The following is a 13,198-nucleotide window of genomic DNA, read 5'->3' on the forward strand; positions in this document are numbered from 1 at the left end:
CGTGATTGACCAAACCGCCTTTATCCATCCTAGCGCGATAGTCGAAGAAGGCGCCGTGATCGGCGCCAACGTGCATATCGGCCCATTCTGCTACGTCGGCTCCCAGGTGGAAATCGGCGCCGGCACGGTGCTGAAATCCCACGTGGTGGTGAACGGCATTACCAAGATTGGCTGCGATAATCAGATTTATCAGTTCGCCTCTATCGGCGAAGTGAATCAGGATCTGAAATACGCGGGCGAACCGACGCGCGTTGAAGTGGGCGATCGCAACCGCATCCGCGAAAGCGTGACCATTCATCGCGGCACCGCGCAGGGTACCGGCCTGACTAAAGTGGGCAACGACAACCTGCTGATGGTCAACGTGCACGTCGCCCACGATTGCGTGGTCGGCAATGCTTGCGTGCTGGCCAACAACGCCACGCTGGCGGGGCATGTGGAAATCGACGATCACGCCATCATCGGCGGCATGACGGCGATCCACCAGTTCTGCATTATCGGCGCGCATGTGATGGTAGGCGGTTGTTCCGGTGTCGCTCAGGACGTGCCTCCTTTCGTCATCGCTCAGGGCAACCACGCTACGCCGTTCGGCGTCAACGCGGTCGGCCTGAAGCGCCGCGGTTTTGACAAGGATGAAATGCAGGCAATCCGCAACGCCTACAAAATCCTGTATCGCAGCGAGAAAACGCTGGATGAAGCGAAAGCGGAAATCGAAGCCCTGGCCAAAGAACAGCCGGTGGTGCAGCAATACCTCGATTTCTTCACCCGTTCCACCCGTGGCATCATTCGCTGAGTTATGTCGAATCGTCCATTGACTATCGGACTGGTCGCCGGAGAAACCTCCGGTGACATTCTCGGCGCCGGCTTGATCCGTGCGCTCAAGGCGCAGATCCCCGACGCGCGTTTCGTAGGCGTCGCCGGCCCGTTGATGCAGGCCGAAGGCTGCGAAGCCTGGTACGAAATGGAAGAACTGGCGGTCATGGGCGTGGTGGAAGTGCTCGAGCGTTTGCCACGCCTGTTGAAGATCCGCAAGGATCTTACCCGCCGCTTCGGTGAGCTGCGGCCGGACGTGTTTGTCGGTATCGACGCGCCGGACTTCAACATCACGCTGGAAGGCCGCCTCAAGCAGCGTGGTATCCGCACCATCCACTACGTCAGCCCTTCCGTGTGGGCCTGGCGGCAAAAGCGCGTTTTCAAAATAGGCAAAGCCACCGATTTGGTGCTGGCCTTTCTCCCTTTCGAAAAAGCGTTTTACGATCGTTTCAACGTGCCTTGCCGGTTTATTGGCCACACCATGGCGGACGCCATGCCGTTGCAGCCCGACCGGCTGGCGGCGCGCGCTCAGCTTGGCATCGCTCCGCAGGCGCGCTGTCTGGCCTTGCTGCCGGGCAGCCGCGGCGCCGAAGTCGAGATGCTGAGCGCCGATTTCCTCAAAACCGCGCAGCTGCTGCGCACCCGTTATCCCGAGCTGGAAGTGGTGGTGCCGCTGGTCAACGCCAAACGGCGCGAGCAGTTTGAGCGCATCAAGGCCGAGGTTGCGCCGGATTTGACCGTACACCTGCTGAATGGGCAGGGGCGCGAAGCGATGATCGCCAGCGACGCGGCGCTGCTGGCATCCGGTACGGCGGCGCTGGAGTGCATGCTGGCCAAGTGCCCGATGGTGGTGGGCTATCGCATGAAGCCGTTCACTTTCTGGCTGGCGCAGAAGCTGGTAAAAACGCCTTACGTTTCGCTGCCGAATCTGCTGGCGGGGCGGGAGATCGTCACCGAGCTGTTGCAGCATGACTGCGTGCCGGACAAACTGGCCGCCGCCGTGATGCCGCTGCTGGAAGAGAGCCCGGAAACCGACGCGTTGAAACAGACTTTCCTTACCTTGCACCAAAGCATCCGTTGCGGTGCGGACGAACAGGCCGCTCAGGCTGTGTTGGAGCTGGCGAAAGCATGATTGACCCCTTTATCTATCCCGCTGCCACGCTGATTGCCGGTGTGGACGAAGTGGGCCGCGGCCCGTTGGTCGGCGCGGTGGTCACCGCCGCCGTGATCCTCGATCCGGCGCAGCCGATCGTCGGTCTGGCGGACTCCAAGAAACTCAGTGAAAAACGCCGCCTGGCGCTGTATGACGAAATCGTCGCCAAGGCGCTCTCCTGGAGCCTGGGGCGCGCCGAACCGGCGGAAATCGACCAACTGAACATTTTGCACGCCACCATGTTGGCGATGCAGCGCGCGGTGGCCGGGTTGCATATCGCGCCGGACATGGTTTTAATCGACGGTAACCGTTGCCCGAGCTTGCCGATGCGTTCGCAGGCGGTGGTGAAGGGCGACAGCCGCGTGGCGGAGATCAGCGCGGCGTCCATTCTGGCGAAGGTCACGCGCGATCGCGAAATGGCCGAGCTGGACAGCGAGTACCCGGACTACGGTTTCGCGCAGCATAAAGGCTACCCGACCGCCTTCCACCTGGAGCGGCTGGCCGCGCTGGGCGCCACCGAGCATCATCGCCGCAGTTTCGCGCCGGTGAAAAGAGCGCTGGCGCTGTAGTCTGCGAGCCTGACCGGCTCGACGATAGCATTAACCCGGGCTCAGCCTGCTGAGCCCCTTCAATCAGGTATCTGGAGATGGCCGAACCTCGTTTTATTCACCTGCGCGTCCACAGTGACTACTCCATGATTGATGGATTGGCCAAGACGGCGCCGCTGGTGAAAAGAGCCGCCGCGTTAGCCATGCCTGCACTGGCAATCACCGATTTCACCAACCTGTGCGGGCTGGTGAAATTCTACGGCAGCGCGCACGGCGCCGGGATCAAACCGATCATCGGCGCGGATTTCCATGTGCAAAGCGAAGAGCTGGGCGATGAACTGGCTCAGTTGACGGTGCTGGCCAGCAACAACGAAGGCTACCAGAACCTGACGCTGCTGATTTCCCGCGCCTATCAGCGCGGCTACGGCGCCGCCGGCCCGACTATCGATCGCGACTGGCTGATTGAACATCGCGAAGGGCTGATCCTGCTCTCCGGTGCGCGTCAGGGCGACGTCGGCAAGTTTCTGCTGCGCGGCAACCAGGCGCAGGTGGATCAGTGTCTTGATTTCTACCAGCAGCATTTCCCGGACTGTTACTATCTGGAACTGATCCGCACCGGCCGTCAGGACGAAGAGAACTACCTGCATGCGGCGGTGGCGCTGGCCACTGAGCGCGGCTTGCCGGTGGTGGCCACCAACGACGTGCGCTTCCTGGTGGAAGATGACTTCGACGCCCATGAGATCCGCGTCGCCATTCACGACGGCTTTACGCTGGACGATCCCAAGCGGCCGCGCAACTACAGCCCGCAACAATACATGCGCAGCGAAGACGAGATGTGCGAGCTGTTCGCCGACATCCCGGAAGCGCTGCTGAACAGCGTCGAAATCGCCAAGCGCTGCAACGTCACCATTCGCCTCGGCGAATACTTCCTGCCGCAGTTCCCGACCGGCGATATGAGCACCGAGGACTTCCTGGTGCTCAAATCGAAAGAGGGGCTGGAAGAGCGTCTGGAGTTCCTGTTCCCCGATCCTGAAGTGCGCGCGCAGCGCCGCCCGGAATATGACGAGCGTCTGGACGTAGAGCTGAAGGTGATCAACCAGATGGGCTTCCCCGGCTACTTCCTGATCGTGATGGAGTTTATCCAGTGGTCGAAGGACAACAACGTGCCGGTGGGCCCGGGGCGCGGCTCCGGCGCCGGTTCGCTGGTGGCCTATGCGTTGAAAATCACCGACCTCGATCCGCTGGAGTTCGATCTGCTGTTCGAACGCTTCCTGAACCCGGAACGTGTCTCAATGCCCGACTTTGACGTCGACTTCTGCATGGAGAAGCGTGACCAGGTGATCGAGCACGTGGCGGAGATGTACGGCCGCGAAGCGGTATCGCAGATCATCACCTTCGGCACCATGGCGGCGAAAGCGGTTATCCGCGACGTGGGCCGCGTGCTGGGGCACCCGTACGGCTTCGTCGATCGCATCTCCAAGCTGGTGCCGCCGGATCCGGGCATGACGCTGGAGAAAGCCTTCGCCGCCGAACCGCAGCTGCCGGAAATTTACGAGGCCGACGAAGAGGTCAAGGCGCTGATCGACATGGCGCGCAAGCTGGAAGGGGTGACGCGCAACGCCGGTAAACACGCCGGGGGCGTGGTGATCGCGCCGACCAAGATCACCGACTTCGCGCCGCTGTACTGCGATGCCGAAGGGAACCATCCGGTGACCCAGTTCGACAAGAACGACGTGGAATACGCCGGGCTGGTGAAGTTCGACTTCCTCGGTCTGCGCACCCTGACCATCATTGACTGGGCGCTGGAGATGATCAACGCCCGGCGCGCCAAGACCGGGCTGGAACCGATCGACATCGCCGCCATTCCGCTCGACGACAAGAAAAGTTTCGACATGCTGCAGCGCTCGGAAACCACGGCGGTGTTCCAGCTTGAATCGCGCGGTATGAAAGATTTGATCAAACGTCTGAAGCCCGACTGCTTCGAAGACATGATCGCACTGGTGGCGCTGTTCCGTCCGGGGCCGCTGCAGTCGGGCATGGTGGATAACTTCATCGACCGCAAACACGGCCGTGAAGAGATCTCCTACCCGGACATTCAGTGGCAGCACGAGTCGCTCAAGCCGGTGCTGGAGCCGACCTACGGCATCATCCTGTATCAGGAACAGGTGATGCAGATTGCCCAGGTGCTGGCCGGCTATACGCTGGGCGGCGCGGACATGCTGCGCCGTGCGATGGGTAAAAAGAACCCGGTCGAAATGGCCAAGCAGCGCGGCGGCTTTGAAGACGGCGCCAAAGCGCGCGGCATCGACGGCGAACTGTCGGTGAAAATCTTCGACCTGGTGGAGAAATTCGCCGGTTATGGCTTCAACAAATCGCACTCCGCCGCCTATGCGCTGGTGTCGTACCAGACGCTGTGGCTGAAGGCCCACTACCCGGCCGAGTTTATGGCGGCGGTGATGACCGCCGATATGGACAACACCGACAAAGTGGTGGGGTTGGTGGACGAATGCTGGCGCATGGGGCTGAAGATCCTGCCGCCGGACATCAACAGCGGCCTGTATCACTTCCACGTCAACGACGACGGCGAGATCGTGTACGGCATCGGCGCCATCAAGGGCGTAGGGGAAGGGCCAATCGAGGCGATCATCGAGGCGCGCAACAGCGGCGAACAAGGTTACTTCAAAGACCTGTTCGATCTCTGCGCGCGCTCCGACATCAAGAAACTGAACCGCCGCATTCTGGAAAAACTGATCATGTCCGGGGCGTTCGATCGCCTTGGGCCGCACCGCGCCGCGCTGATGAATTCGCTCGGCGACGCGTTGAAAGCGGCGGATCAGCATGCGAAAGCCGAAGCTATTGGCCAGGTGGATATGTTTGGCGTGCTGGCGGAAGCGCCGGAGCAGGTAGAGCAATCCTACGCCAATATCGCGCCCTGGCCGGAGCAGGTGGTGCTGGACGGTGAACGGGAGACGCTGGGGCTGTACCTGACCGGCCACCCGATCACCCAGTACCTGAAGGAGATCGAACGTTACGCCGGTGGCCAGCGTTTGAAAGACATGCACCCGACGGATCGGGGCAAAATGACTACCGCCGTCGGGTTGGTGGTCGCCGCGCGGGTGATGGTGACCAAGCGCGGCAACCGCATTGGCATCTGCACGCTGGATGACCGTTCGGGCCGTCTGGAAGTGATGTTATTCACCGAAGCGTTAGAAAAATACCAGCATTTGTTGGAAAAAGACCGTATCCTTATCGCCAGTGGACAGGTCAGCTTTGATGACTTTAGCGGCGGGCTTAAAATGATGGCCCGCGAGGTAATGGACATCAGTGAAGCCCGGGAAAAATACGCTCGCGGGCTTGCTATCTCGCTGACTGACAGGCAAATTGATGACCAGCTTTTGAACCGTCTCCGTCAGTCGTTGGAACCCCATCGATCGGGGACGATTCCAGTGCATCTCTACTATCAACGGGAAGATGCGCGAGCCAAGCTGCGTTTTGGCGCAACCTGGCGCGTGACGCCCACCGACCGCTTGTTGATCGACTTGCGGACGTTGGTAGGCAATGAGCAGGTGGACTTGGAATTTGACTAAAATAGGAATGCTATGAGTCTGAATTTTCTTGATTTTGAACAGCCGATTGCAGAGCTGGAAGCGAAAATTGACTCGCTGACTGCAGTCAGCCGTCAAGACGAAAAATTAGATATTAATCTGGACGAAGAGGTTCAGCGCCTGCGTGAAAAGAGCGTTGAGCTGACGCGCAAGATTTTTGCCGATCTTGGGGCCTGGCAAATTGCCCAATTGGCACGCCACCCGCGCCGTCCTTATACCCTGGATTATATCAAACACATCTTTACCGACTTCGAAGAGTTGGCGGGCGATCGCGCTTACGCTGACGACAAAGCGATCGTCGGTGGCATTGCGCGCCTGGATGGCCGCCCGGTGATGATCATCGGGCACCAGAAAGGCCGTGAAACCAAAGAGAAGATCCGCCGCAACTTCGGCATGCCGGCGCCGGAAGGCTACCGCAAGGCGCTGCGCCTGATGGAAATGGCCGCACGCTTCAAGATGCCGATCATCACCTTTATTGATACCCCGGGCGCTTATCCGGGCGTGGGCGCGGAAGAACGCGGCCAGTCGGAAGCTATCGCGCGCAATCTGCGTGAGATGTCGCGTCTGAACGTGCCGGTCATCTGCACCGTCATCGGCGAAGGCGGCTCCGGCGGCGCGCTGGCGATCGGCGTGGGCGACAAGGTGAACATGCTGCAGTACAGCACCTACTCGGTGATTTCGCCGGAAGGCTGTGCTTCCATCCTGTGGAAGAGCGCCGATAAGGCCCCGCTGGCGGCAGAAGCGATGGGCATCACCGCACCGCGTCTGAAAGAGCTGAAGCTGATCGACTCGGTGATCCCGGAGCCGCTGGGTTCCGCGCACCGCGACGTGCCGGCGATGGCCGCCGCGCTGAAAGCGCAGCTGCTGGCCGATCTGAAAGATCTGGATGGTCTGAACGACGAAGAGTTGCTCAACCGCCGTTACCAGCGTCTGATGAACTACGGCTACTGCTGAGTTCTGTGCTTCGCTGCAAGAAACCGCCTCCGGGCGGTTTTTTTTTGGCTACACACCGCCGGATTTTCGTGGTGTTATAGAGACTTGGCCGTTAACTGACAGGAGCTGCCGATGAATATCATCGCCATCATGGGCCCGACGGGCGTCTACTACAAAGATGAGCCGATTCGCGAGCTCCACGCTGCGCTGGCCGCCATGGGATTCCAGCTGGTGTACCCCAAAAACAGCGGTGACCTGCTGAAGCTGATCGAAGCCAACGCCCGCATCTGCGGAGTGATCTTCGACTGGGACGACTACAGCCTGGAGCTGTGCAGCGAGATCAACGAGCTGAACGAATACCTGCCGCTGTACGCCTTTATCAATACCCACTCCACCTTCGACGTCAGCCTGCATGAAATGCGCATGGTGCTCTATTTCTTCGAGTACGGCCTGAATGCGGCGGACGACATCGCGCAGCGCATCCAGCAGTACACCGCGGAATACATCGACACCATTACGCCGCCGCTGACCAAGGCGCTGTTCAACTATGTGCGCGAAGGCAAGTACACCTTCTGCACGCCGGGCCACATGGCCGGCACCGCGTTTCAAAAAAGCCCGGTGGGCTGCCTGTTCTATGACTTCTTCGGCGCCAATACCTTGAAGGCCGACATCTCGATTTCGGTCACCGAGCTCGGTTCGCTGCTGGATCATACCGGGCCGCACCTGGAGGCCGAAGAGTATATCGCGCGCACCTTCAACGCCGAGCAGAGCTATCTGGTCACCAACGGCACCTCCACCGCCAACAAGATCGTCGGCATGTATTCGGCGCCGGCGGGCAGCACGGTACTGATCGACCGCAACTGCCACAAATCGCTGTGCCACCTGCTGATGATGAGCGATATCGTGCCGATCTATCTGCGCCCGCTGCGCAACGCCTACGGTATCCTCGGCGGGATCCCGCAGCGCGAATTCACGCGTGAGAGCATCGCCGCCCGGGTGCAGGCGACGCCGAACGCCACCTGGCCGGTGCATGCGGTGATCACCAACTCCACCTATGACGGCCTGCTGTACAACACCGACTACATTAAGCAGACGCTGGAGGTGCCATCGATCCACTTCGACTCCGCCTGGGTGCCTTACACCAACTTCCATCCGATTTACGACGGCAAGAGCGGCATGAGCGGCGAGCGGGTGCCCGGCAAGGTTTTCTACGAAACCCAATCTACCCACAAGCTGCTGGCCGCCTTCTCGCAGGCCTCGATGATTCATATCAAGGGCGACTACGATGAGAGCACCTTCAACGAAGCCTACATGATGCACACCACCACTTCGCCGCACTACGGCATCGTGGCGTCGATGGAGACCGCCGCCGCCATGCTGCGCGGCAACCCGGGGCGCCGTTTGATCAACCGTTCGGTGGAACGCGCGCTGCATTTTCGCCGTGAAGTGCAGCGGCTGCGCGAGGAAAGCGACAGCTGGTTCTTCGATATCTGGCAGCCGGAAGAGATCGATGAGGCGCAGTGCTGGCCGCTGGATCCGGACGATAACTGGCACGGTTTCGGCCAGACCGATCGCGATCATATGTACCTCGATCCGATCAAGGTGACGATCCTGACACCGGGCATGAATGAGCTGGGCGCGCTGGAAGAAGAGGGGATCCCGGCGGCGCTGGTGGCGAAGTACCTCGACGAACGCGGCATCGTGGTGGAGAAGACCGGGCCGTACAACCTGCTGTTCCTGTTCAGTATCGGCATCGATAAAACCAAGGCGATGAGCCTGCTGCGCGGCCTGACCGACTTCAAGCGCGCCTACGATCTCAACCTGCGGGTGAAGAACATGCTGCCGGATCTGTACGCCGAAGATCCGGATTTCTATCGCCATATGCGCATCCAGGATCTGGCCGCCGGCATTCATCGCCTGATCCGCCAACACGATCTGCCAGGCCTGATGCAGCGGGCGTTCGACGTGCTGCCGGAAATGAAGCTGACGCCGCACCAGATGTTCCAGGAGCAGGTGCGCGGCAATGTCGAAACCTGCGAGCTGGATCAGCTGGTGGGCAAGGTGGCGGCCAATATGATCCTGCCTTATCCGCCGGGCGTGCCGTTGGTGATGCCGGGGGAAATGATCACCGAAGAGAGCCGTGCGGTGCTCGATTTCCTGCTGATGCTATGCTCGATCGGTGAGCGCTATCCCGGTTTTGAAACCGATATCCACGGCGCCAAACTGACGGAAGACGGGTGCTATCTGGTGAAGGTGCTGAAAGCCCCGCAGCCATAAGGCCATAACGTGCCCGGCGGTTTGGCAAGATAAGCCGGGCTTTTTCATTGACGGCATCGCCGCCGCCGGATACCGTGCCCCATCAGAATGAACAGGAGAGGGTTTCTATGCTGGCATTACGTCAGGTGCATCACATCGCGATCATTGGCGCGGACTACGCCGCCAGCAAGCGTTTTTACTGCGACATTCTCGGGTTTACCCTGCTGAGCGAAGTCTACCGTGAGGAGCGCGGCTCCTGGAAAGCGGATCTTGCGCTCAACGGGCAATACACCATCGAGCTGTTTTCTTTCCCCTCGCCGCCGGCTCGCGTCAGCCGCCCGGAGGCCTGCGGCCTGCGCCATCTGGCGTTCAGCGTCGACGACATCGATCAGGCTATCGCTCATCTGCAGGCGGCCGGCGTTGCCTGCGAACCGGTGCGTGTCGATCCCTACACCCAATCCCGCTTTACCTTTTTCAGCGATCCCGATGGTTTACCGTTAGAATTATACGAGAGTTAACGGCTTAATCGCCCCCCGGCGGCCACAGCCGGGGGCGGTTATGCTATGATCGCGCCCTTGCCCTACATGCCTACAGAGTTATTTCCGCCATGCAAGAGCCTGCTTTTCGCGTCGGGGAGTGGCTGGTTACTCCTGCCGACAACACCATCAGCCGCGATGGTCGCCAGAAAACGCTGGAACCGCGCCTGATCGACATGCTGTGCTATTTCGCCCGGCACCCCGACGTGGTGCTGAGCCGCGACGAGCTGATCGACAACGTCTGGAAGCGCAATATTGTCACCAACCACGTGGTGACCCAATGTATTTCAGAGCTGCGCAAGTACCTGAAAGACGGCGACAGCGACAGCCCGGAATACATTATCACCGTGCCCAAGCGCGGGTATAAGCTGGCGACGTCGGTGATCTGGTGTGAAGAGGGGGAGACACAACCCGCGATTGCACTGGCGCCGCAGATCGCGGTGATTATGCATGAGCCGGAAGACGGCAGCGATGATGAAGAGGATACGCCCTATGTGCCGCCGCGCCGGGCAAGCGTGCCGGCTGCCGCGCCCGGCGAGAAGAAGCCGCATTTTTATCGCCGCTCGACGTTCTGGGTGTGGCTGGCGTTTCTGAGTGCGCTAAGCGTCTGCGTGGCGTTTGTCGGCATCGCCACGCTGTCGCAGCGCGTGCCGGTATCGACCATGCCGGTGCTGCTCAACCCGCGCGATATCGATATCCGCATCCAGGGCGGCGAGAGCTGCAGCAACTGGATGCCCCAGCTCTCTTACGTGGTGGGCGTCAGCGAGCTGATCACCGATTCGCTGAACACCTACTCGACTTTCCTGGTGCATGACCAAACTAATTACAACTATTCCGGCCCCAGCAACTCGGGTAAGTCGCTGTATATCGAGTTCGTCAATCAGCGCCACTACCGCGCCCAGCAGTGTTTCCTCTCCGTGCGGCTGGTGGATAACGCCGACAGTTCGATCATGTTGGACAAGCGTTACTTTATCACCGCCGATAACCAGCTGAAGATCCAGACCGACTTCCTCGCCAGCCTGTCCGCGGCGCTGAAGCAGCCTTGGCCGCCACAGCTGGAGCAGCGTCTGGCGCAGTTGCTGCCCGACAACGGGCCGTTGCTGCAGCGTTTCTACCAGGCGCATCAGTTGCTGATCCGCGGTGACGCCGATTCGTTGACCCGCGCCAGCGCCCAGCTGAGCGAGCTGATTAACAGCGCGCCGAACTTCCGCTATCTGCTGGCTGAAAAAGCGTTGGTGGATCTGCTGCGCAATTCTTATCAACCGTTCGACAGCCCGGCCTTGGGGCAACTGCGCGCCGATATCAGCCATCTGGCGACGATCCCCGAATTGAAGAACACGCCGATCATGCAGCAGGTTCTGGCGGTAGATGCTTTGACGCAGGGGCGTATTGACGAGGCGCACCGGGCGATCGATCTGGGGATTGAATTGCAAATGTCGTGGCTGAATTATGTGCTGCTGGGCAAGGTGTATGAAATGCAGGGGCAGAATCATTTGGCGGCCGACTCTTATATTACCGCCTTCAATCTTCGCCCCGGTGAGGATACCTTGCATTGGATCACCAATGGCGTATTCCAGACGTCATTGACCAACGTGGTGCCTTATTTAAATAACTATCAGCGCCAATAATTAACCCAATATCACGCCGCCCTTATTCTTCGGGGATCATGGCGGCGTTATTTATTGGTGAAGTCATGTTGCATGAATGTATTATTTTGCTGCGCGATATTATTTCTTTTTTGCCATTTGTTATGCTTTATTAACCTTGTCATCTTTTTGTTTTTAAATGATGTTTATCTTTTCTTTAGCCTGTCTTTTTATCTTGATGTGTTAATGAAAAACCTCAGGTTATCATTTGTATGATCATGAGCGTAATCTCACTTTATCTTTAGGACTTTATTCCCCCCGATGGTTAGCATCCTGACTATCAAGCCGGCTCATTAAAATCTTTTATTTATGGGCGTGGCTTATAAGAAACGTAAATCAGGAGAAACTGACCATGGCTTCACCCAAGAAAATAGGGCTTATTGCCTGCACCGGCGTGGTCGCCGGTAATATGATGGGGAGCGGGATTGCCTTATTGCCCGCCAACCTGGCGAGTCTCGGATCCATCGCCATTTGGGGATGGGTGATCTCGATTATCGGGGCGATGTCGCTGGCTTATGTGTATGCCCGCCTCGCCACCAAAAACCCACAGCAGGGCGGCCCTATCGCCTACGCCGGTGAAATTTCCCCGGCCTTCGGTTTCCAGACCGGCGTGCTTTATTACCATGCCAACTGGATCGGTAACCTGGCCATCGGCATTACCGCCGTTTCTTATCTCTCCACCTTCTTCCCGGCGCTGAATAACCCGGTACCTGCCGGCATCGCCTGTATCGCCATCGTGTGGGTCTTCACCTTCGTGAACATGCTGGGCGGAACCTGGGTCAGCCGTTTGACCACCCTGGGCCTGGTGCTGGTGCTGATCCCGGTGATCGTGACCGCCACCCTTGGCTGGCACTGGTTTGACGCCGCCACCTACCAGGCTAACTGGAACACCTCCGGCACCACCGACAGCCATGCGGTCATCAAAAGTATCCTGCTGTGCCTGTGGGCGTTCATCGGCGTGGAATCCGCGGCGGTCAGCACCGGCATGGTGAAAAACCCGAAACGCACCGTACCGCTGGCGACCATGCTCGGCACCGGTCTGGCGGGCATCATCTATATCGCCGCCACCCAGGTGATCAGCGGTATGTTCCCGGCGTCTGAAATGGCCGCCAGCGGCGCGCCGTTCGCCATCAGCGCCTCGGCGATTATGGGCAACTGGGCCGCACCGATGGTTTCCGCGTTCACCGCCTTTGCCTGCCTGACCTCGCTCGGGTCATGGATGATGCTGGTCGGCCAGGCCGGGGTGCGCGCCGCCAACGACGGCAACTTCCCGAAAGTGTACGGCGAGCTGGATAAAAACGGCATTCCGAAGAAAGGCCTGCTGCTGGCCGGTTGCAAAATGACCGCGCTGATGGTGCTGATCACCCTGATGAGCTCCGCCGGCGGCAAAGCGTCCGACCTGTTCGGCGAGCTGACCGGCATCGCGGTGCTGCTGACCATGCTGCCTTACTTCTACTCCTGCGTAGACCTGATCCGCTTCGAAGGGGTCAACGTGCGCAACCTGCTGAGCCTGATCGCTTCAGTGTGCGGCTGCGGCTTCTGCTTCATCGCGCTGATGGGCGCCAACTCTTTCGAACTGTCCGGCACCTTTATCATCAGCCTGATTATCCTGATGTTCTACGCCCGGAAAATGAATACCCGCCAGGCTGCCAGCGCAGCGGCGGTCGATGAAAACACCACGGCCAAAGCGCACTGATTCGCGTCCGCTGAC

The 13,198-nt window shown here is 59.5% G+C and carries 9 protein-coding genes; all 9 read left to right on the forward strand.

What is annotated here, in order from left to right; all coding sequences use genetic code 11:
* Position 1 precedes the first annotated feature (1 nt).
* The 9 genes from lpxA to cadB all read left to right on the forward strand — a co-directional run bounded on the left by lpxA (position 2) and on the right by cadB (position 13,183).
* Positions 2-790, forward strand: a complete 789-nt coding sequence (gene lpxA / locus ACOWVD_RS21175; protein ID WP_004931964.1) for an acyl-ACP--UDP-N-acetylglucosamine O-acyltransferase — start codon at positions 2-4, stop codon at positions 788-790.
* A gap of 3 nt (positions 791-793) precedes the next feature.
* Positions 794-1,942, forward strand: a complete 1,149-nt coding sequence (lpxB, locus tag ACOWVD_RS21180; RefSeq protein WP_004931967.1) for a lipid-A-disaccharide synthase — start codon at positions 794-796, stop codon at positions 1,940-1,942.
* Positions 1,939-2,532 (forward strand): ribonuclease HII, encoded by a 594-nt coding sequence (rnhB, locus tag ACOWVD_RS21185; RefSeq protein WP_421105772.1) that lies wholly within the window; start codon positions 1,939-1,941, stop codon positions 2,530-2,532. The genes lpxB and rnhB overlap by 4 nt, the downstream gene beginning before the upstream one ends.
* 77 nt (positions 2,533-2,609) lie before the next feature.
* Entirely contained in the window at positions 2,610-6,098 is a 3,489-nt protein-coding gene (gene dnaE / locus ACOWVD_RS21190; RefSeq protein WP_004931970.1) for a DNA polymerase III subunit alpha, read from the forward strand.
* Between the two features lie 12 nt (positions 6,099-6,110).
* Complete coding sequence (accA, locus tag ACOWVD_RS21195) at positions 6,111-7,070, forward strand: acetyl-CoA carboxylase carboxyl transferase subunit alpha (protein WP_004931972.1); 960 nt, start codon at positions 6,111-6,113, stop codon at positions 7,068-7,070.
* 111 nt (positions 7,071-7,181) lie between these two features.
* A complete protein-coding gene (locus ACOWVD_RS21200) occupies positions 7,182-9,326 on the forward strand; it encodes a lysine decarboxylase LdcC (RefSeq protein ID WP_004931974.1) in 2,145 nt (714 codons plus the stop codon).
* A 107-nt stretch (positions 9,327-9,433) separates the two neighbouring features.
* Positions 9,434-9,823, forward strand: coding sequence for a VOC family protein (locus tag ACOWVD_RS21205; protein WP_015378887.1), 390 nt, complete (start codon positions 9,434-9,436; stop codon positions 9,821-9,823).
* An 89-nt stretch (positions 9,824-9,912) separates the two neighbouring features.
* On the forward strand, positions 9,913-11,469 hold the full coding sequence (gene cadC, locus ACOWVD_RS21210) for a lysine decarboxylation/transport transcriptional activator CadC (protein WP_049241698.1): 1,557 nt from the start codon (positions 9,913-9,915) through the stop codon (positions 11,467-11,469).
* A gap of 370 nt (positions 11,470-11,839) precedes the next feature.
* The gene (cadB, locus tag ACOWVD_RS21215) at positions 11,840-13,183 is read left to right on the forward strand and encodes a cadaverine/lysine antiporter (protein WP_004931980.1); all 1,344 of its coding nucleotides are present in this window, start codon (positions 11,840-11,842) and stop codon (positions 13,181-13,183) included.
* Positions 13,184-13,198: the final 15 nt, after the last annotated feature.

It is taken from the genome of Serratia sp. SA088 (assembly GCF_049065515.1).
GTDB classification, from domain to species: domain Bacteria; phylum Pseudomonadota; class Gammaproteobacteria; order Enterobacterales; family Enterobacteriaceae; genus Serratia; species Serratia nematodiphila.